At 67.5% G+C, this 25,365-nt stretch carries 26 protein-coding genes; 17 read left to right on the forward strand and 9 right to left on the reverse strand.

Features of this window, described 5'->3' with window-relative positions; genetic code table 11:
* Nucleotides 1-2 precede the first annotated feature (2 nt).
* The 3 genes from radA to purF all read left to right on the forward strand — a co-directional run bounded on the left by radA (nt 3) and on the right by purF (nt 3,633).
* Nucleotides 3-1,367, forward strand: a complete 1,365-nt coding sequence (gene radA, locus AAIL68_RS12540) for a DNA repair protein RadA (protein ID WP_347140121.1) — start codon at nt 3-5, stop codon at nt 1,365-1,367.
* Between the two features lie 42 nt (nt 1,368-1,409).
* Nucleotides 1,410-2,006, forward strand: coding sequence for a CvpA family protein (locus AAIL68_RS12545; protein ID WP_234853526.1), 597 nt, complete (start codon nt 1,410-1,412; stop codon nt 2,004-2,006).
* A gap of 136 nt (nt 2,007-2,142) precedes the next feature.
* Nucleotides 2,143-3,633 (forward strand): amidophosphoribosyltransferase, encoded by a 1,491-nt coding sequence (gene purF, locus AAIL68_RS12550; protein ID WP_347140122.1) that lies wholly within the window; start codon nt 2,143-2,145, stop codon nt 3,631-3,633.
* A gap of 115 nt (nt 3,634-3,748) precedes the next feature.
* On the opposite strand, the gene AAIL68_RS12555 is transcribed toward purF, so the two are convergent.
* From AAIL68_RS12555 to AAIL68_RS12570, 4 genes are all read right to left on the reverse strand, one after another.
* Complete coding sequence (locus AAIL68_RS12555; RefSeq protein WP_347140123.1) at nt 3,749-4,189, reverse strand: NUDIX hydrolase; 441 nt, start codon at nt 4,187-4,189, stop codon at nt 3,749-3,751.
* A complete protein-coding gene (locus tag AAIL68_RS12560) occupies nt 4,186-5,220 on the reverse strand; it encodes a 5-(carboxyamino)imidazole ribonucleotide synthase (protein ID WP_347140124.1) in 1,035 nt (344 codons plus the stop codon). The genes AAIL68_RS12555 and AAIL68_RS12560 overlap by 4 nt, the downstream gene beginning before the upstream one ends.
* Nucleotides 5,213-5,701 carry a 5-(carboxyamino)imidazole ribonucleotide mutase gene (purE, locus tag AAIL68_RS12565; protein ID WP_347140125.1) on the reverse strand — a complete coding sequence of 163 codons (489 nt, stop codon included), beginning with the start codon at nt 5,699-5,701 and terminating at the stop codon, nt 5,213-5,215. Before purE ends, AAIL68_RS12560 begins: the two co-directional genes overlap by 8 nt.
* 62 nt (nt 5,702-5,763) lie before the next feature.
* Nucleotides 5,764-5,982 (reverse strand): DUF465 domain-containing protein, encoded by a 219-nt coding sequence (locus tag AAIL68_RS12570; RefSeq protein WP_347140126.1) that lies wholly within the window; start codon nt 5,980-5,982, stop codon nt 5,764-5,766.
* Nucleotides 5,983-6,187: 205 nt separating this feature from the next.
* Between AAIL68_RS12570 and AAIL68_RS12575 the strand changes: the two genes are divergently transcribed.
* Together AAIL68_RS12575 and AAIL68_RS12580 are read left to right on the forward strand one after the other, a co-directional pair.
* Entirely contained in the window at nt 6,188-6,598 is a 411-nt protein-coding gene (locus AAIL68_RS12575; protein WP_347140127.1) for an Hsp20 family protein, read from the forward strand.
* A gap of 10 nt (nt 6,599-6,608) precedes the next feature.
* Nucleotides 6,609-6,836 (forward strand): DUF1150 family protein, encoded by a 228-nt coding sequence (locus AAIL68_RS12580; protein WP_347140128.1) that lies wholly within the window; start codon nt 6,609-6,611, stop codon nt 6,834-6,836.
* On the opposite strand, the gene AAIL68_RS12585 is transcribed toward AAIL68_RS12580, so the two are convergent.
* Together AAIL68_RS12585 and AAIL68_RS12590 are read right to left on the reverse strand one after the other, a co-directional pair.
* Nucleotides 6,823-8,280 (reverse strand): MFS transporter, encoded by a 1,458-nt coding sequence (locus tag AAIL68_RS12585; protein WP_347140129.1) that lies wholly within the window; start codon nt 8,278-8,280, stop codon nt 6,823-6,825. The genes AAIL68_RS12580 and AAIL68_RS12585 overlap by 14 nt on opposite strands.
* Before the next feature lie 40 nt (nt 8,281-8,320).
* Nucleotides 8,321-9,085: a transcription antiterminator BlgG gene (locus AAIL68_RS12590; RefSeq protein ID WP_347140130.1), complete on the reverse strand. Its 765-nt coding sequence runs from the start codon at nt 9,083-9,085 to the stop codon at nt 8,321-8,323.
* 89 nt (nt 9,086-9,174) lie between these two features.
* Between AAIL68_RS12590 and AAIL68_RS12595 the strand changes: the two genes are divergently transcribed.
* Both AAIL68_RS12595 and xylB read left to right on the forward strand, forming a co-directional pair.
* The gene (locus AAIL68_RS12595; RefSeq protein WP_347140131.1) at nt 9,175-9,870 is read left to right on the forward strand and encodes an HAD family phosphatase; all 696 of its coding nucleotides are present in this window, start codon (nt 9,175-9,177) and stop codon (nt 9,868-9,870) included.
* Between the two features lie 52 nt (nt 9,871-9,922).
* Complete coding sequence (gene xylB / locus AAIL68_RS12600; RefSeq protein WP_347140132.1) at nt 9,923-11,374, forward strand: xylulokinase; 1,452 nt, start codon at nt 9,923-9,925, stop codon at nt 11,372-11,374.
* A 298-nt stretch (nt 11,375-11,672) separates the two neighbouring features.
* On the opposite strand, the gene AAIL68_RS12605 is transcribed toward xylB, so the two are convergent.
* Complete coding sequence (locus tag AAIL68_RS12605) at nt 11,673-12,923, reverse strand: ATP-binding protein (protein WP_347140133.1); 1,251 nt, start codon at nt 12,921-12,923, stop codon at nt 11,673-11,675.
* Entirely contained in the window at nt 12,920-13,645 is a 726-nt protein-coding gene (locus AAIL68_RS12610) for a response regulator transcription factor (RefSeq protein WP_347140154.1), read from the reverse strand. The genes AAIL68_RS12605 and AAIL68_RS12610 overlap by 4 nt, the downstream gene beginning before the upstream one ends.
* A 212-nt stretch (nt 13,646-13,857) precedes the next feature.
* Between AAIL68_RS12610 and AAIL68_RS12615 the strand changes: the two genes are divergently transcribed.
* The 10 genes from AAIL68_RS12615 to AAIL68_RS12660 all read left to right on the forward strand — a co-directional run bounded on the left by AAIL68_RS12615 (nt 13,858) and on the right by AAIL68_RS12660 (nt 24,138).
* The gene (locus AAIL68_RS12615; protein ID WP_347140134.1) at nt 13,858-14,268 is read left to right on the forward strand and encodes an RcnB family protein; all 411 of its coding nucleotides are present in this window, start codon (nt 13,858-13,860) and stop codon (nt 14,266-14,268) included.
* A 24-nt stretch (nt 14,269-14,292) separates the two neighbouring features.
* Entirely contained in the window at nt 14,293-15,507 is a 1,215-nt protein-coding gene (locus AAIL68_RS12620) for an efflux RND transporter periplasmic adaptor subunit (protein WP_347140135.1), read from the forward strand.
* Between the two features lie 3 nt (nt 15,508-15,510).
* Nucleotides 15,511-17,454 (forward strand): MacB family efflux pump subunit, encoded by a 1,944-nt coding sequence (locus AAIL68_RS12625; protein ID WP_347140136.1) that lies wholly within the window; start codon nt 15,511-15,513, stop codon nt 17,452-17,454.
* Nucleotides 17,455-17,570: 116 nt separating this feature from the next.
* A complete protein-coding gene (locus tag AAIL68_RS12630) occupies nt 17,571-18,545 on the forward strand; it encodes a tripartite tricarboxylate transporter substrate-binding protein (protein ID WP_347140137.1) in 975 nt (324 codons plus the stop codon).
* Between the two features lie 54 nt (nt 18,546-18,599).
* Entirely contained in the window at nt 18,600-19,064 is a 465-nt protein-coding gene (locus tag AAIL68_RS12635) for a tripartite tricarboxylate transporter TctB family protein (protein WP_347140138.1), read from the forward strand.
* A gap of 9 nt (nt 19,065-19,073) precedes the next feature.
* Nucleotides 19,074-20,582: a tripartite tricarboxylate transporter permease gene (locus tag AAIL68_RS12640; protein WP_347140139.1), complete on the forward strand. Its 1,509-nt coding sequence runs from the start codon at nt 19,074-19,076 to the stop codon at nt 20,580-20,582.
* A gap of 15 nt (nt 20,583-20,597) precedes the next feature.
* A complete protein-coding gene (locus AAIL68_RS12645; protein ID WP_347140140.1) occupies nt 20,598-21,560 on the forward strand; it encodes a tripartite tricarboxylate transporter substrate binding protein in 963 nt (320 codons plus the stop codon).
* 100 nt (nt 21,561-21,660) lie between these two features.
* Complete coding sequence (locus AAIL68_RS12650; protein WP_347140141.1) at nt 21,661-22,650, forward strand: DUF808 domain-containing protein; 990 nt, start codon at nt 21,661-21,663, stop codon at nt 22,648-22,650.
* Between the two features lie 67 nt (nt 22,651-22,717).
* Nucleotides 22,718-23,818, forward strand: coding sequence for a M4 family metallopeptidase (locus tag AAIL68_RS12655; protein WP_347140142.1), 1,101 nt, complete (start codon nt 22,718-22,720; stop codon nt 23,816-23,818).
* Between the two features lie 38 nt (nt 23,819-23,856).
* Nucleotides 23,857-24,138: a protealysin inhibitor emfourin gene (locus tag AAIL68_RS12660; protein ID WP_347140143.1), complete on the forward strand. Its 282-nt coding sequence runs from the start codon at nt 23,857-23,859 to the stop codon at nt 24,136-24,138.
* Between the two features lie 118 nt (nt 24,139-24,256).
* Here the strand turns inward: AAIL68_RS12660 and AAIL68_RS12665 are convergent, their stop codons facing one another.
* Nucleotides 24,257-25,315 carry a DUF475 domain-containing protein gene (locus AAIL68_RS12665; protein ID WP_347140144.1) on the reverse strand — a complete coding sequence of 353 codons (1,059 nt, stop codon included), beginning with the start codon at nt 25,313-25,315 and terminating at the stop codon, nt 24,257-24,259.
* Nucleotides 25,316-25,365 lie beyond the last annotated feature (50 nt).

Genomic DNA, 25,365 nt, shown 5'->3' on the forward strand with positions numbered 1-25,365 from the left:
GCATGGCAAAATCCACCAATGCTTTCACCTGCACCGCCTGCGGTGCCTCCCACAAGAAATGGGCCGGGCGCTGCGACGCCTGCGGGGCCTGGAACACCATTGTCGAGGAAGCGCCCCTGTCCCAGGGTCCGGGCCGCGGCCTTGGGGCCCACAAGGGCCGCGCCGTGCCGCTGTCCAGCCTTGCCACGACCGAGGCCCCGCCCCCGCGCAGCCTGTCGGGGATGGAGGAACTGGACCGCGTCCTGGGCGGCGGCTTGGTGCCCGGCAGCGCGATCCTCGTCGGCGGCGATCCGGGCATCGGCAAGTCCACGCTGCTGCTGCAGGGGGCTGCAGCCTTTGCCCGGCGCGGTGCGAACGCCGTCTATATCAGCGGCGAGGAAGCCAGCGCCCAGGTGCGGATGCGCGCGCAGCGTCTGGGTCTGGCGGATGCGCCGGTCCGGCTGGGGGCGGAAACTAACCTGCGCGACATCCTGACCACGCTGGACAATGAACGCCCGAATCTGGCGATCATCGATTCCATCCAGACGCTCTGGTCCGACCAGGTCGAGGCAGCACCCGGCAGCGTGGCCCAGGTCCGCGCCGCCGCGCATGAGCTTGTGACCTTCGCCAAGCGCAAGGGCGTGGCGATCTTCCTAGTGGGCCATGTGACCAAGGAAGGCCAGATCGCCGGTCCCCGCGTTGTCGAACACATGGTCGATACCGTGATCTATTTCGAAGGCGAACGCGGCCACCAGTTCCGCATCCTGCGGTCCGTCAAGAACCGCTTCGGCCCCGCCGACGAGATCGGCGTCTTCGAGATGACCGGCAGCGGCCTGGCCGAGGTCGCCAACCCATCCGCCCTGTTTTTGTCCGAACGCGGCCAGCCGGTGCCCGGCAGCGCCGTCTTTGCCGGGATCGAGGGCACGCGCCCCGTCCTGACCGAAGTGCAGGCGCTTGTCGCGCCGTCCACCCTTGCCAGTCCCCGCCGCACAGTCGTGGGCCTCGACAGCGGGCGGGTCAGCACGATCCTTGCCGTCCTTGAGGCGCGCTGCGGCATTCCCTTTGCGGGTCTCGACGTGTTCCTGAACGTCGCGGGCGGGATGCGGGTCAACGAACCGGCGGCGGATCTGGCCATCGCGGGCGCGCTTCTGTCGGCGCGCGAAGACAGCGCCCTGCCCCCCGAAGCGGTGCTGTTCGGCGAAATCAGCCTGTCCGGCGCGCTGCGTCCCGTGGCGCAGGCGGAAAACAGGTTGAAAGAAGCGCAGAAACTTGGTTTTTCACAGGCGATTTTGCCCGACAGCCAGAAGGTCGAGGGCGCAGGAGGCATGGGGGTCAACCGCATTGCCGACCTGACAGGATTTGTGGGCGAGGTCTTCGGCGCCGGCTGAAGTGCTTGACTTGAAAACATAACCGGCGCGAGGGGCAGATCCATGGACGGTTTCACGATCATCGACGCGGTGGTGGCTGCGGTCATCATCCTTTCGGCCATCCTGGCCTGGTCGCGCGGCTTCGTGCGCGAATCGCTGGCGATCCTGGGCTGGATCGGCGCGGCCATCCTGGCCTTCATCTTCGCCGCCGCCATGCGCCCGCTGATCGCGCAGCTTCCCGTGCTGGACCGTTTCCTGGGGGACAGTTGCGAATTGGCCACCATCGCCGGGTTCGCCGTGGTCTTCGCGCTGGCGCTTGTGGTTTTTTCCATCATCACGCCGCTGTTTTCGTCCGTCGTGCAGCGGTCCGCGCTTGGCGGGGTGGACCAGGGCATGGGCTTCCTGTTCGGCGTCGCGCGCGGCATCCTGCTGGTCGCCATCGCCTTCATCGTCTATGACCGCGTGATGACCAGCCAGCAGGTCGCGGTGGTCGAAAACAGCCGGTCCGCGCAGGTCTTCGAACGGATGCGCGGCCAGCTGGACAGTCAGGTTCCCGACGACGCGCCGGGCTGGATCGTCAGCCGCTATGAGCAGATGGTGGCGGGCTGCACGGCCACGGCAACGCCTTCGGCGCAGGAAACGCCGCCTGCCGCGAACTGATGGGCCAGCCGCAGGACTGACCCCGATGACGCTTCCGTGACGAAAAACCGCCCCCGCCGCCGCGCGGGGGCGTGACTTTCGGACGCACCCGCACTACATGGGGCGGGACAGCCCAAAGCCATTCAGGACCGCCGCGATGCAACCATTTCTGGCACATCCGTTCGATTCGGACCGCCTGCATGAAGAATGCGGCATTTTCGGCGCCATCGGCGTGGCCGAGGCCTCCAGCTTCGTGGCCCTGGGGCTGCACGCGTTGCAGCATCGCGGGCAGGAAGCGGGCGGCATCGTCGCCTATCACCCGGAAAGCGGTTTCAACAGCGCCCACCGTTTCGGCTATGTCCGCGACAACTTCACCAAGGCCGATGTCATGGCGACCCTGCCGGGGTCGCTGGCCATCGGGCATGTGCGCTATTCCACCGCAGGCACCAAGGCCGCGACCGCCATCCGCGACGTGCAGCCCTTCTTCGGCGAATTCCACATGGGCGGCTGCGCCATCGCCCATAACGGCAACATCACCAACGCCGCCGCCCTGCGCCGCGAACTGATCGAGCGCGGGTCGATCTTCCAGTCCTCATCGGACAGCGAATGCATCATCCACCTGATGGCGCGATCCATTCAGCGCAACATCCCGGAGCGGATGAAGGACGCGCTGCGCCGGATCGAAGGCGCGTTTTCGGTCATCGCCATGACCCGGACCAAGCTGATCGGCGTCCGCGACCCGCTGGGCGTGCGCCCGCTGGTCATGGGCAGGCTGGGCGACGACGCCTTCGTGCTGGCATCGGAAACCTGCGCGCTGGACATCATCGGGGCCGAGTTCATCCGAGAGATCGAACCGGGCGAGATGGTCGTGATCTCGAAGGGCGAGATCGAATCCTCGCGTCCCTTCGGGCCCTCCAAGGGCCGGTTCTGCATCTTCGAGCATGTCTATTTCTCGCGTCCCGATTCGATCATCGGCGGGCGCTCGGTCTATGAAACCCGCCGCCAGATCGGCGTGGAACTGGCGCGCGAGGCCCCGGTCGAGGCCGACCTGGTCTGCGGGGTGCCCGACAGCGGCACGCCGGCGGCCATAGGCTTTGCGCAGGAATCGGGCATTCCCTATGGGTTGGGGATCATCCGCAACCAGTACATGGGCCGCACCTTCATCGAGCCGACCGAGCAGATCCGCAACATGGGCGTGCGGCTGAAGCTGAACGTGAACCGCTCGCTGATCGCGGGCAAGCGGGTGGTGTTGGTGGACGACAGCGTGGTGCGCGGCACCACGTCGCGCAAGATCAAGGACATGATCCTTGACGCCGGCGCGGCCGAGGTTCACTTCCGCATCGCATCCCCCCCGACCGCCTGGCCCTGCTTCTATGGCGTGGACACGCCCGACCGCGACAAACTGCTGGCCGCGAACATGACGCCCGAGGAGATGCGCGACTGGATCGGCGTCGATTCGCTGGCCTTCGTGTCGCTGGATGGCCTTTACCGTGCCGTGGGCGAGGCCGAGGGCCGCAACAAGGCCTGCCCGCAATATTGCGACGCCTGCTTCTCGGGCGATTATCCGGTGGCGCCCTTCGATCAGCTTGAGCGTGGGTTCCGCATGAAGGCCGGGTCCGAGACGGCGGTCAACGAGGCGGCGGAGTAGCTGGGGGTTTTGCACCCCCGCTCGGGCCTGCCGGCCCCTTCCTCGCTGAAAAAGGTCCACTGGACCTTTTTCCGGGCGCTCGGAAGCCCCGACGATATTTTTGCACAGAAGATGCCTAACGGACGATCCGTTCCAGCGGGTCGTACCAGGCGGCGTGCTGGTTCCAGACCGCGCGGGCCAGCATCCCCGGCTTGTGCCGCAGGATGCGAAGGTCGGCGCGCGTGGCCCAAGTGAAGCGGTTGACCACCTTTTCGGGGTCTTCAAGGATGATCCCGGCATCGCCGTTCAGCGAGGCGCGGAAGATGATCTCGACCTGGTGGAAGCCGCGTTCGGGATCGTGGAACTCGTTGACCAGGATCGGGGCGCTGACGGTGATGGCAAGGCCGGTTTCCTCGGCCACTTCGCGGATCAGGTTTTCAGGCAGCGACTGGCCGGGTTCCACTCCGCCGCCGGGCAGGCACCAGAGGTCGGACTGTTGCCCCGGATAGGCGTTGACCATCAGCAGCCGGTCGTCCCGCAGGATCGCCGCGCGGACGGCCAGCCGGGGCGGTCTCATCCGGTGATCCGGTTGACATGCCCCATCTTGCGGCCGGGACGCGGCGCGCCCTTGCCGTACAGGTGGACTTGGGTGTTCGGCGTCTTCAGCAGGTCAGGCACCCTGCCCAGATCGTCGCCGATCAGGTTTTCCATCACCACATCCGCATAGCGCTTGCCGTCGCCCAGCGGCAGACCTGCCACCGCGCGGATATGCTGCTCGAACTGGTCCACCGCGCAGCCCGCTTGGGTCCAATGGCCGGAATTGTGAACGCGCGGCGCGATCTCGTTCACGATCAGGCCCTGCGGGGTCACGAACAGCTCGACCCCCATGACGCCGATGTAATCCAGCGCATTGGCGATGCGCGCGGCGATCAGCACCGCGTCGGTCGTGACCTTGCCGGGCAGGCCGCAGGGCACGGTGGTCGTGCGCAGGATGCCTTCGCGATGGACGTTCAGGCCGGGGTCGAAGGCCGCGACCTGCCCATCGGCGCCACGGGCGATGATGACGCTGATCTCGGCGCTGAAATCGACGAAGCCTTCCAGGACCGAGGGCGCGCCGGTCCATTCGGCCGGGCCGTCGCCAATGCGCACCTGCCCCTTGCCGTCATAGCCCAGGCGGCGGGTCTTCAGGATCGAGGGGCGCCCGATGCGATCGATGGCCGCGTCCAGGTCAGCTTCGGTGGGCACATCGGCAAAGGGCGCGGTCGCCAGGCCGATCTCGTTCAGGAAGGTCTTCTCAGACAGGCGGTCCTGCGAGACCGCCAGGGCACGGCGGTTCGGGCGGATCGGGCGGATGCTTTCCAGCAGGTCCAGGGCCGAGGTCGGGACGTTCTCGAATTCGTAGGTGATGACATCCACGCTTTCGGCAAAGGCGCGCAGGGCGGCCTGATCCTCATAGGGGGCGGTCGTCACCTGCCATGCCACGTCGCCCGCAGGCGCGGCACCCGGTTCATAGATGTGGCAGCGCAGGCCAAGGCGGCTGGCGGCGACGGACAGCATCCGGCCCAACTGGCCGCCGCCCAGGATGCCGATGGTTCGAACGTCACTCATCGCGCGGCTCCTCGGGGATGGAATCGGAAAGGGCCTGGCGCCAGGCGTCCAGCCTCTGCGCCAGGGCTGGATCGGACAGGGCCAGGATGCCCGCCGCCATCAGCCCGGCATTGGCGGCGCCCGCCGCGCCGATGGCCATGGTGGCGACCGGATAGCCCTTGGGCATCTGCAGGATGGAATAAAGCGAATCGACCCCCGACAGCGCCTTGGTCTGGACCGGCACGCCGATCACCGGCACGCGGGTCTTGGATGCCATCATACCCGGCAGATGGGCCGCGCCCCCTGCCCCTGCGATGATGACCTTCAACCCGCGCTCCACCGCCGCCTTGCCATAGTCCCACAGCCGGTCGGGGGTGCGATGGGCGCTGACGATGCGGGCCTCGTAGGCGATGCCCAGTTCGTCCAGGATGGTTGCGGCTTCCTTCATCGTGGGCCAGTCCGACTGGCTTCCCATGATGATCCCGACAGGCTTGTCCGTCATTCGTCCCGATCCCGGCCCCGATTACCTGCGCCCGCAATAGCGTGCAGGGCGCGGACCCGCAATCAGGCGATGATGTCGGGGGTGATCTCGTCCTCAAGCCGGGCGATCTTGTCCTTGAGCAAGAGCTTCTGCTTTTTCAGCCGTTGCAGCGCCAGCGAGGATGTCAGTTGCTGCGCCGACAAGGCGGCGATCGCCTCGTCCAGGTCGCGATGCTCGCACCGCAGGGCCTCAAGCCGCGCGCGGGCGATTTCGTCATGGGACATCTCGTGGTGCATGTTCATCTGGCTTTGCCCGGCTGGACGTTTGACCCTTGTTTTCCAGCATCATAACGCGTCTTGCGCGTGCTGTTAACAGGCAGGCGTGGTTAACGGGCCGGGCTGTGGCCGCGCCGCATCTTGCGCCGGGCGGGACCGCGCCACATATAATCAGCGAACGGGTTGCCGATCGGGGCCCGCCACGCAGTCGCTTAAGGGTTCGAGGGCTGAGATGACCAAGATTTCGCTGGGGGCGCATCCCTACCTGCTGGGCTTCGACCAGCTTGAACGCCTGGCCGAACGGGCCGCCAAGGGCGCCGAGGGCTATCCCCCCTATAACATCGAACATATCGCGCCCGACGGATTTCGGATCACGCTGGCCGTGGCCGGCTTTTCCGAGGCCGACCTCTCCGTCACGACCGAGGACCGGCAGCTTGTCATCCGCGGCCGTCTGGCCGAACCCGAGGGCGACCGCGTCTTTTTGCACCGGGGCATCGCGGCCCGCGCCTTCCAGCGCAGCTTCGTGCTGGCGGACGGGGTCGAGGTCAAGGGCGCAGCAATCGAGAACGGCCTGCTGCATGTCGATCTGAAGCGCATCCAGCCCCAGCAGGTCGTCCAGACCATTCCGATCAGCCGCAAGTAAGGGGATCATCATGGATACCAAATTCGACTTCGGCGGCATCGACGCCGAGAAAATCGTTTACATCCGCCAGGTGGAAACCAGCACCCTGCCCCAGGAAATCCGCCAGCAACTGGAAGGCATCGACAGCATGTATGCCGTCCATGACGCGGACGGTGAAAGGCTGGCGCTTGTGAAGGAACGCTCGCTGGCCTTCATGCTGGCCCGGCAGAACGAACTGACGCCCTTCAGCGTCCACTGACCGCCTGGCGGCGGGGCGGCTGTTCCGCCCTGCCGCGCACCAGTCCCCGGACCGCAAGGATCGTCAGGATCGCCGAAAAGGCGCAGATCTGATAGATCAACGCGTGGGACATGGCGGCGGCATGGTCGCCCCCGCCCTGCCCGCGCAGATGCACGAAGAACAGGCTGGACACCACCGCGATGCCTGTCGCCGCGCCGACCTGCTGGAAGGCCTGCATCGCCCCCGATCCCGCGCCCGCGTCATGGGCGGGCACCGCCTTCAGCACCGACTGGAACAGCGGCGATATGGTCAGCCCCATCCCGAAGCCGCAGATCGCCAGCGGCGCGGCCAGCGTCGTGGTGGCAAGGGCCTGCGGGGGATGGCCCGCGACATGGCGCAGGAAGACCATCCCCGCCAGCATGATCGTCACACCGACGGCCATGCGCGGGGACAGCCAGCGGGTGCCAAAGCGCCCGGTGACATAGCTGCCCAGCATGATGCCCAGCGGGAAGGGCGCGGTGGCGAGGCCCGATTGCAGCGGGTCGAGGCCGAACCCCGTCTGCAGATAGATCGCCAGCACCAGGAACATCCCCGGTATGGCCGAGAAATGCAGCATCACCATCGCCACGCCGGACAGGAAGCTGCCGTTGCGCATCAGCGCGACCGGCAGCAGTTGCGCCTTGCCTTGCCGCGACAGCGACGCCTGCCGCCAGACGAACAGCGCCGCCGCCGGCAGGGCGGCGACCAGCATGGCGACGCACCACCAGGGCCAACCCAGCAGCGCGCCCTCGATCACCGGCAGGACGATCAGCAGCACGGCGACCGAGAACAGCGCGATGCCGATCCAGTCGATCCGCATCCGCCGGTCCGAGGACAGCTTGGGGATCCAGCGCAGCCCGGCGGCGATCACGAAGATGCCGATGGGCAGGTTGACCAGGAAGATCGGCCTCCAGTCCAGACCCGCGATGTTCCCGGTGATCAGCACGCCGCCCAGCAGCGGCCCCGTCACCGCGCCAAGGCTGGCGACGACCCCCGCCAAGGCAAAGGCCCGCGCCTTCTGTTCGGGCGGAAACATCACATGCATGATCGCCATGACCTGCGGCACCATCATCGCGCCGCCAACGCCTTGCAGGGCGCGCGACCAGATCAGCATGGGCATGTCCAGCGCAAATCCGCACAGCGCGGATGCCAGCGTGAACAACCCGATGCCCCACAGGAACAGCCGCTTGCGCCCGAATTTGTCCCCGAAGCGGCCGAAGGGCAGCAGCCCCGCAGCAAAAGCCAGCACATAGGCGGCGGACACCCACTCGATCTGCGCGGCGGTGGCGTGCAGGTTTTCCTGGATCGAGGGCAGCGCCACGTTCACGATGCTGACATCGATCAGGTTCATGAAGTTGCCCAGAAGCAGCAGCACGGTTGCCAGCCAGGGATTGAAGCCGGGATCGCCGGTGCCGATCGGGGTCATGGGCCTGCCCTCCTGCAGAACGTGAGGATACCGGACCCGGTTAGAGGATTCCGTCCGGGACCACCATCCGCGCCCCGATTTCGTCCTGATGCCGGCGGTACAGATCCTGTGCCGCCGCATCGCCCCCCAGAACGACATGCGTTGCCCCATGGTTCCTTGCGACCAGGCCCTGCCACAACAGGGCACGCGGGCCGTGGGGCGGAACCACGGGCAAGGGGGCAATGATCGCCTCCGGGGGCGCTTCGACGGCGACACCCGGCAGCGGCTGGACCAGCAGCGCCGCCTCCATCTGTCGCGCAAGGCGGGCGGCGGCGGCTATCTGATCGGCGTGGCCCGGCTGCACGGCCAGAACACGCTCGCAGCCACGGTCGCGGGACAGGGCGCGCAGGCTGTTCGGCGTCTCGCCCGCCGGGCGGCGCAGGCCCTTGACCTTGCCGCCAAGCCGGACCTCGCCATCGGCCAGCCACCTGTCCGTCACTGACATCACCGCCAGCACCTCGCCTTCCTTGTCGCGCAGCGCGATGTCGTCGCCGGGCTGCACGTTGTCGGGGAAGTCCGCGCCCACGTTCAGCGCCAGCGGCACCGGCCAGGGCTGGACCGCGCCGTCCTGGACCGCGCGCCAGTCCGATTCAGACATGTAGCCGCGCAGGGGCGCGAAACCGCCGGTCATCAGCAGCGTCAGTTCGCCCGCCTGAACTGCATCCAGCGTCCAGCCGGGCAGCTTTTCCGCCTCGGCGGCCAGGGCACTGGCGGCGGCGTCGGACACGTAAAGCTCTCGCAGCGGAATGTGATGGGGCTGGGTCATGGTTCCTGCCTATCGCAGGCGCCACGGTTTGTCATCCATGGCCGATGCGTGTAGGGGTGACGGTGTTAACGCCATCAGGGGAACCGCAGATGACCGAAATCCGCGCCGTGATCTTCGACATGGACGGCTGCCTTGTGGACAGCGAGCCGATGTCGCTGGAAACCCTGGCCGAGCTGATGGCGGCCGAGGGGCTGCACGCCACCCCCGACGAATTGCGCAAGAAATTCCTGGGCATGTCGATCCAGGCCATCGTCCGCCAGATCGCCGAGGCGCTGGACCGTCCCGACCTGCCTGACTTCGCCCGCGACTTCGAGGAACGGCTGCTGGCGCGCTATCCCACCGAGCTGCGCGTGATCCCCGGCATCCCGGCCCTGCTGGACGATCTGGCGGCGCGCGGCATCGCGGTAGCGATCGCGACGGGCAGTTCCGTGCGCCGGCTTGGCATCACGCTGGACGTGGCCGGTCTGGCGGACCGTTTCGGCGACCGCATCTTCAGTGCCGACCAGGTCAAGCGCGGCAAGCCCGCGCCCGACCTGTTCCTGCTGGCCGCCGAACGGCTGGGCATCGCGCCCGAAGCCTGCGCGGTGATGGAGGATTCCCCCCACGGCATCGCGGGCGCGATGGCGGCCGGGATGCGCGCCGTGGGCTTTACCGGCGGCACGCATCTGGAGGGGATGCGCGACGACCACGCGCGGCGCCTGCGCGATGCCGGGGCGGCGACCGTGCTGCCCGACCTGCACGGGATGCTGGACGCGCTGCTGGTCCGGCAGGTGACGGGCGTTTGACGCATCCCGGTCTTTCGGCCAAGAAAAGGCAACAAGACCAAAGGGGACATTGATGAGTTTTCTGGGAATCGACCTTGGCACCTCGGGCCTGCGGGCGCTGCTGGTGGACAGCGGCGGCAGGCCCATCGGCTCGACCGAGCGGCATTATTCCGTCAGCCATCCCCATTCCGGCTGGTCGGAACAGGATCCCGCCGACTGGATCGCGGCGCTTGAGGGCGCGGTGGCCGAGTTGCGCGCCCGCCACCCCGAGTTTTCGGCCCTGCGCGGCATCGGCGTCGCGGGCCACATGCACGGCGCAACGCTGCTGGACGCGCACGACCAGGTGATCCGCCCCTGCATCCTGTGGAACGACACCCGCAGCCACGCGCAGGCCGCTCGGCTGGACGCTACCCCCGGCCTGCGCGAGTTGTCGGGTAACATCGTCTTCCCGGGCTTCACCGCGCCCAAGCTGGAATGGGTGCGCGAGCATGAACCCGAAAACCACGCCCGCATCGCCCGCGTGCTGCTGCCCGCGGCCTTCCTGAATCTGTACCTGACGGGCGATCATGTGTCCGACATGTCAGATGCAGCGGGCACGTCATGGCTGGATACGGGCGCGCGCGACTGGTCCGACGCGCTGCTGGAAGCGGGCCATATGCGCCGCGACCAGATGCCGAAGTTGGTCGAAGGATCAGCCCCCGCCGGGCAGTTGCGCGCGGACCTGGCGCGGTCCTGGGGGCTGTCGCATCCGGTCGTCGTCGCGGGCGGCGCGGGCGACAATGCGGCTGCGGCCTGCGGGATCGGCGCGATGGGGGAAGGCCAGGGCTTCGTGTCGCTGGGAACCTCGGGCGTGCTGCTGGCGGCGCGGGACGGGTATCATCCGGCACCCGAAACGGCGCTGCACACGTTTTGCCACGCGGTGCCCGGCACCTGGTACCAGATGGGGGTGATGCTGTCGGCGACCGACAGCCTCAACTGGCTGTCGCAGATCACCGGCGCGCGGCCTGCGGAATTGACGGCGGGCCTGGGCGATGACCTGCTGGCACCGGGCGCGGTGCGCTTCCTGCCCTATCTGTCGGGCGAACGGACGCCGCATAACGACGCGGTCATTCGCGGGGCCTTCATGGGGCTTGGCTCGGGGACGACGCGCGACGACCTGACCCGCGCCGTGCTGGAAGGCGTGGCCTTCGGGTTGCGCGACAGCCACGAGGCGCTGAAGGCCACCGGCGCGCGGCTGGACCGGATGATGGCCATCGGCGGCGGCGCGCGGTCGCGATACTGGCTGAAGGTCATCGCCACCACCCTGGACGTGACGCTGACCCTGCCCGCCGATGGAGAGTTCGGCGCGGCCCTTGGCGCGGCGCGTCTGGGCATGGTCGCGGCAGGCGCGGGCAGCGTGACAGACATCATGACGGCGCCGGAGGTGGTCGAGGAGATCGCCCCGGACGCCGCCCTGCGCGATCGGTTCGATGCGGGTTATCAGGCGTTCCGGGCGGCTTATCCGGCGATCCGGGGGGTGCAGTGATCGCCTGACTGGCGAAGGCCATCGCCTTCGCCAAGTCGCAACATATCCACCCACGCCGCCGGGCTTCAAAAGCCCGGCCAGCGCCCGCCCCGTCCCCGGCGGGCGCTTCTCGCCCATCGGGTCGGGCGCTGGCCTCTCGGGGTCGCGGTGTGGGACCGTTTCTGACGGCACCCGCCCGGTACCCATTATCGCACGGCAGTAGCTTGTAGGGTGGGGTTTCACCCCACCCTACGGCCTTTGGGGCCGTCGGCGTTTGCGGCATCGGCAACGCGTCGCGAAGGCGGTGGCCTTCGCCAGTCTAGTCCCGCACCGGCAACACAACCCTCTGCCGCAGCCCCTTCGGCTGCATGTTCGCCAGCGTGATCTCCCCTCCCAACTGGTCGATGATCTGCCGCGCGATCGCCATGCCCAGCCCCGCGCCGGGCAGGGCCTTGCGGCGGGCTTCGTCCACGCGGAAGAAGGGCTCGAAGGCGCGTTCCATCAGGGGTCCGGGAATACCGGGGCCTTCGTCCTCGATCACCAGTTCGGCCCGCGCGCCCTCCTGCGTCAGGCCGACCCGCGCCGCCTTGCCATGGGTCGCGGCGTTGATGACCAGGTTGCGCACCGCGCGCTTCAAGGACAGCGGATCCGCCGTGACCGTCACCGGGGCCAGCGGCCGGACCGTCACCGCATGGCCCATCGCCGCCAGTTCCCCCGCCACATCGGCGACCAGCCGGTCCAGGCGCAGATCCTGGGCGTCGCCCTGCGACACCTCGTCCCGGACCAGGCGGATCGCGCTGTCGGCGATGGCGTCCAGCTCGGCCAGGTCGGCCAGCCATTTCCCGCGCTCGGCGTCGTCTTCGACGAATTCGGCGCGCAGGCGCATCCGGGTCATGGGCGTGCGCAGGTCGTGGCCCGCCGCCGCCACCAGCCGCATCCGGCTTTCCATTGCCGATTTCAGCCGCGCGGACAGGTGGTTCAGCGCCCGCGCCGTGGCCTGGGTTTCCGGCAGCCCGGTTTCCGGGATGGGCACCAGCACGCCGTCGCGGCCGATGCGGTCCACGGCGCTTTCCAGGATCCGCAGCGGCCCGGTGATCCGCGTCGCCGCGATCAGCGACACCGCCGTGGCCCCGATCACGATCAGCGCCATCCAGGCCGAGAAGATCCGCCACCCCCCGCGCGGAGGGCGCAGGTCGGGCAGCGGCAGGACCAGCCACTGCCCTCCCAGATCGACCGAGATGCGCAGCGTCGTTCCCGCAGGATCGGCGGTGACAGTCAGCGGATGCGTCATTTCCTGCCGCCCCAGGATGCGGGTCCATCGCCGGGTGGACCGATCCTCGGGCAGGCCAGCCGCCGGCGCATCGGCAAAGACGATGCCCGCCGCCCGCGCCGCCTCGGGGGCGGCTTCGGCAAAGCGGACGTTCCAGGCGATCTGCCGCGCCACGGGAATGGTCGCGGTTTCCGGCAGGGGGCGCTGCATCATCTGCATGGCGACCAGGCTTGCCAGCACGATCACCGTGGCGATGGCCAGGATCATGAAGCCCGCGATGCGGTTGCGAAGCGAGGTCATGGCTGCGGCACTTCCACCTGCACCGGCACCGCCAGTTGATAGCCGCCATTGCGCACCGTCTTGAAGATCGCGGGCACGGCGTCGGTGACCAGCTTGCGGCGAAGGCGGCTCATCAGCACGTCGATGGAGCGGTCCAGCGGATCGCGGTCGCGCCCCTGGGTCAGGTCCAGCAGCAGGTCGCGCGACAGCACGCGGCCCGGCCGGTCCAGGAAGGCCATCAGCAGGTCGAATTCGGCCCCCGTCAGGTCGATCTCGGTGCCGCCCGCCACCACGCGCCGCTGGTCGGGGATCGCGTGGAAGCCGGCGAAGCGATAGCTGCGGGCGGCGTCCACGGGGGCCACGTCCTCGGAGCCGCTGCGGCGCAGGACGGCGCGGATCCGGGCGGTCAGTTCGCGCGGGTTGAAGGGCTTGCCCAGGTAGTCGTCGGCGCCGATCTCCAACCCCACGATGCGGTCCACGTCCTCCTTCAGCGCGGTCAGCAGGATCACGGGGACGCGCGGGCGCTGATCCTGAAGGCTGCGGCAGATCTCCAGCCCGGTGCCGTCGGGCAGCATCACGTCCAGAACGATCAGGTCGGGGCGCGCATCGGCCACGCGGGCCAGGCAGTCGCGCCGGTCCTGCGCGGTGGTCACGCGGAACCCCTGCCCGCCCAGATAGCGCGCAAGCAGGCTGCGGATTTCGGCGTCGTCATCGACGACAAGGATATGCGGGCTGCCGGTCATCATGGTTCTGCTGCTGGTCCTGCGACATATAGCGTCCGGGGCGTGGCCCAGACGGCCAATTTTGCAACGGAATGTTGCCATGACGCGCCTGGAAACCTTCGTTTACAAAAATGCCGCGCACGGAAACCTTTCGATACTACCCGGACCAATGCGCGACAAGGTAAGGGCCTAACCGTGCTTCCATTGCATTCGCAGGGAAAGGTTATGCTCTCATGAAACGGCTTCTGCTCTCGACCCTGACCGCCGTGCCCGCCTTTGCCGAGGCAAGGGAGGCGCCCCGCTGCGAACGTCCGGCAGATCGTCTGGGCGCCCTGCGCCAGGACCGCCGCCCGAACTGCCCGGCGCGGCTGAAGGCCGACCGTCACCAGACGGATCGCGGCCGGCACGACAGCCGCCGCGCCGCCGCGCATCAGGCCCCGCAGGAAGAACGCCGCGCCCAACCCCGCCGGGACTGGCGGCCGGGCGACACCTATCGCGGCAAGGGCCAGCGTATCGACCACCGCCGCGCCGATCCGCCCGCGCCCGCGCGCGGCCAGCATTGGATCCGGGAAGGCGATCGCTATCTTCTGGTGACGGACGGCGGCGGGATCATCCGGTCGGTCATGCGGCACGCGCTGCGCTGAGAACAGGAAGGCAGGGACAGTCGGATGCGGATCGGATTTCGTCACGGGTTGATCGGGCTTGCGCTTTGCGGCGCGCTGGCGGTCGGGGCTGCGGCGTTGGGCGTGGGCCAGCCAACGGACAGCGCCGCGCAGGTGATCACCACCCCCGTCACCCGCGGCGATATCGAGGTGACGGTGCTGGCGCAGGGCACGCTCAAGCCGAAGAACCTGGTGGCGGTGGGCGCGCAGGCCTCGGGCCGGATCACCAACATCGCGGTGGAACTGGGTCAGGCGGTGAAGAAGGGCGACCTGATCGCCGAGATCGACTCGGTCAACCAGCAGAACGCGCTGAAATCCGCGCAATCGGATCTGGCCGTCGCGCGCGCGCAGCGGGTGGAACGGGAAGCCACGCTGGATCTGGCCGAACGCACGCTGGACCGGCTGGCGAAGCTGCAGCGCAGCAACCTGTCCCTGCAGGCCGAATACGACACGGCGGTGTCGGACGTGGCCGTCGCCAAGGCCCAGATCGAGGCGCTTGACGCCCAGATCGCCCAGGCCGAGGTTGCCATCGAGACCGCGCAGGCGAACCTGTCCTATACCCGCATCACCGCGCCCGGCGACGGCACCGTGCTGGCGATCACCGCCCAGCAGGGACAGACGGTGAACGCCACGCAATCGGCGCCCACCATCGTGGTTCTGGGGGATCTTACGCAGATGGAGGTCTTCGCCGAAATCTCGGAAGCCGATATCGGGCGGGTCGAGCCCGGCCAGAAGGTCTGGTTCACCACCCTTGGCGCACCTGACCGCCGCTATGACGCGGTGCTGGAGGCCGTGGCCCCCGCCCCCGAAAGCATCGTCAACGACAGCAGCATCAGCGGCAGCAGTTCGACGAACAGCGCCACGTCGGAAGCGATCTATTACAACGGCCGCTTCACGGTGCCGAACCCCGATGGCCGCCTTCGCACCTACATGACGGCCGAGGTCCATATCGTCATGGGATCCGCCCAGGACGTGCTGACGGTGCCGTCCATGGCGCTTGGCACGCCCGATGACCAGGGGCGCTATCGCCTGCAGGTGCAGGGCCGCGACGGCACGCTGGAGGACCGCAGGGTCAGCGTGGGCCTGAACGACAAGGTCATGGCCGAGATCACCGAGGGTCTGGCCGAGGGCGAGAAGATCGTGACCGGCAGCGGCAATGCCGGCGGGTCGGGCCCCGCGGCCCGCAACCCGCTGACGGGGATGCGCGGGATGCGGGGCTGATCCATGGACCAGCCGATCATCCAGCTTTCCGGCATCGGGCGCAGCTATCCGTCGGGCGAAGGCAGCCTGACCGTCCTGCGCGACGTGGACCTGACCATCAACCAGGGCGAATTCGTGGCGATCATCGGCGCGTCGGGGTCGGGCAAGACCACGCTGATGAACATCCTGGGCTGCCTGGACCGGCCAAGCACCGGCACATACCGTTTTGCGGGCCAGGACATCGGCGGGCTGGGCAACGCCGATCTGGCGGCGCTGCGGCGCGAACGCTTCGGCTTCATCTTCCAGCGGTATCATCTGCTGCCGGAACTGACCGCGCTTGGCAATGTGGAAATCCCGGCAGTCTATCGCGGCGAGGCGGTGTCCGCGCGCCGCGCGCGGGCGGCGCGGCTTCTGGACCGGCTGGGCCTTGGCACGCGGCTGGACCATCGCCCCTCGGCCCTGTCCGGGGGCCAGCAGCAGCGCGTGTCGATCGCCCGCGCGCTGATCAACGACGCAAGCGTGATCCTGGCCGACGAACCCACCGGCGCTCTGGACAGCCACAGCGGCGAGGAGGTGCTGTCGATCCTGTCCGAACTGAACGCGGACGGGCGCACGATCATCATCGTCACCCACGACCCCAAGGTCGCCGCCCGCGCCCGCCGCATCATCGAGATCAGCGACGGCCGCATCATCGCCGACCGCCAGAACCAGCCCGCCACCACCCCCGTGCGGCGCGACAAGGCGGGGAAGGAAGCATCCGCCCTGCCCGGCTCGGCCTTCTTCGAGGCGCTGCGCATGGCGGTCGTGTCGATGCGCGCGCACAAGCTGCGCAGTTTTCTCACCATGCTGGGCATCATCATCGGCATCGCCTCGGTCGTGTCAGTGGTGGCGCTTGGCGAAGGCTCGCGCCAGCAGGTGCTGGCCAACATTTCGTCGCTCGGGACCAACACGCTGGAGGTCTTTCCAGGCCGCGATTTCGGCGATATGCGGTCGGGCCGGATCAAGACGCTGGTGGCCTCCGACGCCGAGGCGCTGGCCCGCCTGCCCTTTGTCGCGGCGGCGACACCCAGCACGTCGGCCTCTGCCACGATCCGCTTCGGCGGGACCGAGGCCAATGCCCAGATCAGCGGCGTGGGCGCGGATTACTTCACCGTCACCGGATCCACGATCATCGCGGGACGCAGTTTTGACGGGGCGGCGATCCAGACCATGGCGCAGGACGTGGTGATCGACACCAACATGCGCGACAGCCTGTTCGCGGGCCGCGCGGATAGTGGCGTGGGCCAGGTGATCTATGCCGGAAACGCCATGCTGCGCGTCGTGGGCGTGGCCCAAGTCGCCTCGCGCGGGCCGGGAGGCAGCCAGAACCTGCGGCTTTACGCGCCCTATACCACGGTGCAGGCGCGGTTCCTGGGCACCGGCACGCTGTCCAGCCTGACGCTGCGCATCGCGGACGACGCCGACATGGGTGCCGCGCAGTCGGCGGTGACGGAGTTCCTGACGCAGCGCCACGGCACGCAGGACTTCTTCATCGTCAACACCGACGAGATCCGCCAGACCATCACCAGCACCACCGGCACGCTGACACTGCTGATCTCGGCCATCGCGGTGATCTCGCTGGTTGTGGGGGGTATCGGGGTGATGAACATCATGCTGGTTTCCGTCACCGAACGCGTGGGCGAGATCGGGCTGCGCATCGCGGTGGGCGCCCGGCGCGGCGACATCCTGCAACAGTTCCTGATCGAGGCCGTGCTGGTCTGCCTGATCGGCGGCATCCTGGGGATCGGGGCGGCGCTTGGCTTTGGTGTGCTGTTCGACCACTTCAGCACCAGCTTCACCATGATCCAGTCGCCGGCTGCCATGATCGCGGCCCTGGTCAGTTCCACCCTGATCGGCATCACCTTCGGCTTCCTGCCCGCGCGCAACGCCGCCCGGATGGACCCTGTCGCGGCATTGTCGAAGGGATGATGAAAAAGATAACCGCTTAGGCAAAAAAGGATTTGTCTGATGTCCTTTCACTGACGCAATTTGGTCCCAGCATGACGGCGCAAGGGAGGCGCCGCATAACCAGTCTGGGAGGACACATGACCCTATCCAAGTTGATGGCCGGGCTTTTCGCGGCCGCCACCCTGACCGCGCCTGCCTTGGCCCAGGACTATCCCGAACGCCAGATCACCATGGTTGTGCCCTTCTCGGCCGGCGGCCCGACCGACACCGTAGCCCGCCTTGTCGCCGAGCGCATGTCCGAGGATCTGGGCCAGCAGATCGTCGTGGAGAACGTGGGTGGCGCGGGCGGCACGCTGGGCGCGGGCCAGGTCGCCAAGGCCGAGCCCGACGGATACACGGTGCTGCTGCACCATATCGGCATGGCGACATCCGCGACGCTCTATCGCAACCTGGCCTATGACACGCTGAACGCCTTCGAATATGTGGGCCTTGTCACCGAGGTGCCGATGGTCGTGACCGCCCGGCAGGATTTCGAACCTGCGGATTTCCCGGCCTTCATCGACTACGTCAAGGCGAACGCCGATTCGCTGACGCTGGCCAATGCCGGGATCGGGGCCGCCAGCCATCTGTGCGGGATGCTGCTGATGCAGGCGTTGGAGGCGCCACTGGTCACGGTGCCGTACAAGGGCACCGGCCCGGCGATGACCGACCTTCTGGGCGGCCAGGTGGACATCATGTGCGACCAGACCACCAACACCACCCAGCAGATCAAGGGCGGCACGATCAAGGCCTATGCCGTGACCACGCCCGAGCGGCTGGACCTGTTCCCCGACCTGCCGACCGCCGCCGAATCCGGGCTTGAATCCATGCAGTTCGGCATCTGGCACGGCATCTATACCCCCAAGGGCACGCCCGCCGACGTGAACCAGCGCCTGTCGGAATCGCTGCAAAAGGCGCTTGCCGACGAAGGGGTCGTCAAGGCCATGGCAGACCTGGGCACCGCGCCCTCCAGTGCCGAGGAAGCCACGCCCGAGGCGCTGAAGGCCAAGCTGGAGTCGGAAATCGCCCGCTGGAAGCCGGTGATCGAGGCCGCAGGCGTCTACGCCGACTGATCCATGCGCCCGCCGCCTGCCATGGCGGCGGGCATACGACACAAAGGGGGAATCATGTCCACGAAACCCAAGGACGAAACCGACATCGTCGCCGGGCTGCTGCTGATGGCGGCAGCGGCCTTCTTCGGCTGGCAGGCCCTGGGGCTGGAGATGGGCACCTCGACCCGGATGGGGCCGGGCTATTTCCCGATGGTCCTGTCGGGCATCCTGTTCCTGCTGGGCGCGGTGATCCTGTTCAAGGCCTTCGGGCGCGCGGATGACGAGCCCTTCGGAACCGTCGCCTGGCGGGGCATCCTGTTCATCCTGCCCGCGCCGATCTTCTTCGGCCTGACCGTGCGCGGCCTGGGCTTCGTGCCCGCCCTGTTCATCACCACGCTGATCGCCGCGCAGGCCTCGGTGCGGATGCGGCCCCTGGCGGCGCTGATCCTTGCGGTGGCGGTGACGATCCTGTCCACGCTGATCTTCTCCTATGGCCTGGGGCTGCCCTTCCGGCGCTTCGGCCCCTGGCTGCCACTGTAAGGGGCGCGCATGGACCTGCTTTCCAACCTCGCGCTTGGCTTCAGCGTTGCTTCCTCGCTGGCGAACCTGGCCTTCTGCCTGATCGGGGTGCTGCTGGGCACGCTGATCGGCGTGCTGCCCGGCATCGGCGCGACCGCCACCATCGCCATGCTGCTGCCCATCACCTTCCAGTTGGAACCCGTGTCCTCGCTGATCATGCTGGCCGGGATCTACTACGGCGCGCAATATGGCGGCTCGACCACGGCGATCCTGATCAACATGCCGGGCGAAAGCTCGTCCGCCGTCACCGCCATCGACGGCTACCAGATGGCGCGCAAGGGGCGGGCGGGCACGGCGCTGGCTGTCGCGGCCCTGGGGTCGTTCTTCGCGGGCACGGTCGCGACCTTCCTGGTGGCGATCTTCGCCCCGCCGCTGACGACCATCGCCCTGAAATTCGGCGCGGCCGAGTATTTCAGCCTGATGGTCATAGGCCTCGTGATGTCGGTGGCGCTGGCCCATGGATCGGTCCTGAAGGCGCTTGCCATGGTGGTGCTGGGCCTGCTGCTGGGCATGGTCGGCACCGATGTCTATACCGGCGCGCCGCGCTTCACGCTGGGCATCACGCAATTCGCGGACGGGCTGAACTTCGTGGCCGTGGCCGTGGGTGTCTTCGGCATCGCCGAGATCCTGCGCAACCTGGAGGACGAACACGACCGCGAGGTGATGACCCGCAACATCACCCGCCTGTTCCCCACGGCGGACGAGTTCCGCCAGATGATCGGCCCCGTCCTGCGCGGCACGGGCGTCGGATCCGTCCTGGGCATCCTGCCCGGCGGCGGCGCGATCCTGGCGGCCTTCGCCAGCTACACGGTCGAAAAGAAGCTGTCGAAACACCCCGAGGAGTTCGGCAAGGGCGCGCTTGCCGGTGTCGCCGGACCGGAAAGCGCCAACAACGCGGGCGCGCAGACCAGCTTCATCCCGCTGCTGACGCTGGGCATCCCGGCCAATCCGGTGATGGCGCTGATGATCGGGGCGATGATCATCCAGGGCATCGTGCCAGGGCCGAACGTCGTGACCGAACAGCCCGCGCTGTTCTGGGGCATCATCGCCAGCATGTGGATCGGCAACCTGATGCTGGTGGTGCTGAACCTGCCCTTGATCGGGCTGTGGGTCAGGCTGCTGACCGTGCCCTATTACGTGCTGTTCCCGATCATCATGGCGATGTGCTCGATCGGGGTCTATTCGGTCAACTCGAACACCTATGACCTGTTTGCCGTCGCGGGCTTCGGGCTGCTGGGCTATGTCATGTCCAAGCTGCGCTGCGAGCCCGCGCCATTGCTGCTGGGCTTCGTCCTGGGTCCGCTGCTGGAGGAGAACCTGCGCCGGGCCATGATCCTGTCGCGCGGCGATCCCACCACCTTCGTGACACGGCCCATCAGCGCGGGCCTGCTGGTCCTGTCGCTGGCGATCCTGGTGCTGGTCTTCCTGCCCCAGATCCGCAAGCGCCGCGACGAGGTCTTCACCGAAAGCGATGCCTGAACCCAAGGAGGAACCATGCCGTCCATAACCCGCCGCATCCTGCTGGCCTCGACCCTTGCCATCGGCCTTGCCGGGGCTGCCGCAGCCGAATTTCCCGACCGCCCCATCACCCTGGTGATCCCCTTCGCCGCCGGGGGGTCCACCGATGTCGTGGGCCGCATCGTCGCCGAACGGATGGGCCAGGAACTGGGCCAGCAGGTCGTCGTCCAGAACGTCGGCGGCGCGGGCGGTTCGCTGGGCGCGGGCCAGGTGGCCGAGGCTGACCCGGACGGCTACACGATCCTGATGGGCACGGTCGCCACCCATGCGCTGAACCCCCTGATCCTGAAGCAGAAGCCCTATGATCCGGTGGCGGATTTTGCGCCCGTGTCGCTGCTGGTGCTGGTGCCGAACGTGCTGGCGGTGAACCCGGAACTGCCGGTCAACACGGTGCAGGAACTGATCGACCTCGCGAAAAAGGAACCGCTGGCCTATGCGTCCTCCGGCAACGGCACGCCGCTGCACCTGTCGGGCGAGTTGTTCAAGTCCATGGCGGGGATCGAGATCGACCATATCCCCTACAAGGGATCCGGCCCCGCGCTGACCGACGTGCTGGGCAACCAGGTGCCGATCATCTTCGACAACCTGCCATCCGCATCCGGGCATATCAGCAGCGGCAAGCTGCGCGCGCTTGGCGTGACCACGGCGGAACGCGCGCCCAGCTTCCCCGACATCCCGACCATCGCGGAAACCCTGCCGGGATACGAAACCTACAGCTGGAACGCCCTTTTCGCCCCCGCAGGCACCCCGCCCGAGGCCATCGAGGCGCTTGCCAAAGCTGCCCAGGCCACCATGGCCGACCCGGCGGTCGCCGAACGGATGGGCGAGTTCTCGGCAACCATCGTCGCCTCCACGCCTTCGGAACTGGCCGAACATGTGAAGGCCGAGATGGCGAAATGGGAGCCGGTGGTCCGCGACGCCAACGTCAGCATGGATTGAACCAACCGGACCCGCAGGGGTTTCAATCCGGCGCGGTCTTTGCGAAAGATCGCGCCAGACAGCGGGTGCCCGGCAGGCCCGCCGCAGGAACGAGGATCGGATGAGCGGACTTCTGGCACTTCTGGACGATGTGGCCTCCATTTCAAAGGTCGCTGCGGCGTCCATCGACGACGTGGCGGGACAGGCCGCCAAGGCCGGGGCCAAGGCGGCGGGCGCGGTGATCGACGACGCGGCGGTGACGCCGAAATACGTCCATGGGTTCGATGCCAGCCGCGAAATCCCCATCGTCTGGAAGATCGCGCGCGGGTCGCTGTTCAACAAGCTGGTGATCCTGCTGCCCGTGGCGCTGCTGCTATCGGCCTTTGCGCCCTGGGCGATCTCTCCGCTGCTGATGCTGGGCGGGGCCTATCTGTGCTATGAGGGCGCCGAAAAGGTCGTTCACGCCCTGGGCTACGGCAACACCCACGACAGCGAGGAACATACCCATCCCCGATCCGACGGCCCCGCGCTGGAGGAACAGCGCGTGGCGGGCGCGATCAAGACCGACTTCATCCTGTCGGCCGAGATCATGACCATCGCCCTGTCCACGATTCCCGGCGACGACACGCTCTGGATGAAGGCGCTGATCCTGGCCGTGGTGGGCGTGGGCATCACCGTCGCCGTCTATGGCTTCGTCGCGCTGATCGTGAAGGCCGACGACGTGGGCGTGCATCTGGCGACGCAGCGGCGCGGGGCGGTCGCCGGACTGGGGCGCGGCATCGTCAAGGTCATGCCGGGCTTCATGAAGCTGCTGATGATCGTGGGCACCGCCGCGATGATCTGGGTCGGCGGCCAGATCGTGCTGCACGGCATTGCCGAACTGGGCTGGCACGCTCCCTATGACTGGGTCCACCACCGGGCCGAGGCCGCAGCCCATGCCGTTCCGCAGGCGCCGGGCCTTGTCGCCTGGATGGTGACCGCCTTCTTCGACGGCATCTTCGGGCTGGTGCTGGGCCTGATCCTGATCCCCATCGCCCATTACATCATCAACCCGCTGATGCAGGCGACGATCGTGCCGCTGATGGCGCGGCTGCGCGGTGCCGAAAGCTGATGTTCCCGTTTCGTTCTTGATCGACACATGCTAACATGGGGCGAGTTTCCAGACCGGGATTCGCCTCATGTGCTTTTCGCTCTCCTGCTCTCGCCATCACCCCACTGCCTGCATCGTGCCGCCCTATATGTTGCGGGTGCTGGCCCTGCGCGGCGATCCCCAGACGGCCGAGATGGCGCGGACCCTTCTGAAGCAGACCGAAAAACTGCGCGACGAACGCGCCGAACTGAACCGCGCGGGCCTGCCCCCGTCCGAGCCCTTCAGCGGCGCCTATGCGACCGCCGCCGTCGCCCCGGTCCAGGGGCTGTGCTGCCCCGACCGGCGCATCCATGACGGGGGCCACAAAGCCGCCCTGCCCGGCAGGCTGATCCGGTCCGAAGGCGGGGAGCCGACCGGCATCCCCGACGCCGACACCGCCTATGACGCGGCGGGCCAGGTGTTTTCCCTGTTCGCCGAGGAATATGGCCGCAATTCCCTGGACGGCCAGGGGATGCCGCTGGTCGCGACCGTCCACCACCGCAAGGATTACAACAACGCCTTCTGGAACGGCACGCAGATGGCCTATGGCACCGGCGACGGCAGGATCTTCCGCACCTTCCTGGAACTGTCGGTGATCGGGCATGAAATGGCCCATGGCGTTATCCAGCATTCCGGCGGGCTGATCTATGAAAACCAGTCGGGCGCGCTGAACGAAAGCATCGCCGATGTCTTCGGCAGCCTGGCGCTGCAACGGGCCCTGGGACAAGAGGTGCATCAGGCCGACTGGCTGCTGGGCAAGGGCATCCTTGGGCCCGGCATCAATGGCGTGGCCCTGCGCAGTATGAAGGCGCCGGGCACCGCCTATTCCGACGACCTGCTGGGCCAGGATCCGCAGCCCTGGCACATGGACCAGTTCGTGGCGACCAGCGACGACAATGGCGGGGTGCATATCAATTCGGGGATCCCCAACCACGCCTTCTACCTGTTCTGCGCCTATCTGGGCGGGCGGGCCTGGGAGCTTCCGGGCCGGGTCTGGTATCGGGCGCTGCAGACGCTGAACAACCCGATGGCCAGCTTTTCGGACTGGGCGGACCAGACCATGGACGCGGCCATCGAACTGACCAGCCGCGGCAGCATCGAAACGGTGATGCTGCGCCGCGCCTGGAAACTTGTCGGAATCGCGATCTAGGCCTAGATTCCCCCCAACAAGCAGGGGGATCGAACGCCATGATCATCGAAATCGCGGCGCAGGGCGGCTTTGGCGGCATTGCCGCCGCACATCTGCGCAAGACCATCGACGTGTCCGACCAGCCGGAACAGATGCGGCAGGAACTGTGCGAGGCCTTCGAGCCGGACGAGCTTGCGCGCCTGTCCCGCAGGCCCTGCGGGGACCATGCCGACCGGCTGACCTATCGCATCACCGTGACCGAGGATCGCCAGACCCGCAGCTTCACCCTGCAGGAACAGCAGATCCCGCCCGACATGCTGGACCTGATCGACCAGATGTAGAAAGGCGCGACCGAAGCCGCCCTTCACCTTTGCCTGAATATCCTCGGGGGCTTCGAAGCGCCCGGAAAAGGGGCCGGCAAGCCCGAACCGGGGGGCGAAGCGCCCTCGGCGGCTGCCGTCAGTCCTGCGCCTCGTCCTTGTGGCGGCGGTTCCACATGATCGAATTGACGAAGGCCGTGGCGATGAAGACCGCGCCCAGAAGGCCGGTCACGACCTCGGGCAGGTGCCACATGGTCTGGCCGAACATGATGATCGACAGGATCAGGATCGACCAGAAGGCGCCGTGTTCCAGATAGCGGAACTCGGCCAGGGTGCCGCGTTCGACCAGCATCACGGTCATCGACCGCACATACATGGCGCCGATCCCCAGGCCGATGGCGATCAGGAACAGGTTCTGGGTCAGGGCGAAGGCGCCGATCACGCCGTCAAAGCTGAAGGAGGCGTCCAGAACCTCAAGGTACAGGAAGCCGCCAAGCCCGACCTGCGCGGTGCCGCGCGCGGCGTCCTGTGCCTGCCCCCAGCGGTCCAGCACATGGCCAAGCGCATCGACCGCCAGAAAGGTCACGATCCCCCACATGGCGCTGAACATGAACAGGCGCTCGTCCCGGACGGGCAGCAGCCAGACGAAGACCAGGATGATGATCAGCACGAAGCCGACCTCCATCCCGCGGACCGATCCAAAGGCACGCAGCGCGCGTTCGACCTTGGCGATCCAGTCCACCTCTTTCGACTGGTCGAAGAAGAAGGTCAGCGCGACCAGCATCAGGAAGGATCCGCCAAAGGCCGCGATGGGCAGATGCGCCGCGCCGATCAGGCGGGAATATTCATCGGGATTCTGCGCGGCCAGCCGGATCGCCGCAACGGGGCCGATCTGCGCGGCGATCACCACGATCAGCAGGGGAAAGATCACCCGCATCCCGAAGACCGCGATCACGATGCCCCAGGTCAGGAAGCGCCGCTGCCATTTCGGCGTCATGTCCTTGAGCTTGTTGGCGTTGACGATGGCGTTGTCGAAGGACAGCGAGATTTCAAGGACCGCCAGCACGCCCGCGATCATCAGGAAGGACAGCGCCCCTGCCGTGGTCCCGGTAAAGTAATAGCCCAGCCACGCCGCCAGAACGACCCCCAGGACCGTGACGATCAGCGGCCATCGCAGATAGGACAAGGACGAGCGCATAAGGTTTCTCCTGTTCCGGTGCGGTTCCAATAGGCGGATGGCCCTTGGCC

It is taken from the genome of Paracoccus sp. SSK6 (genome assembly GCF_039770665.1).
Lineage (GTDB): Bacteria > Pseudomonadota > Alphaproteobacteria > Rhodobacterales > Rhodobacteraceae > Paracoccus.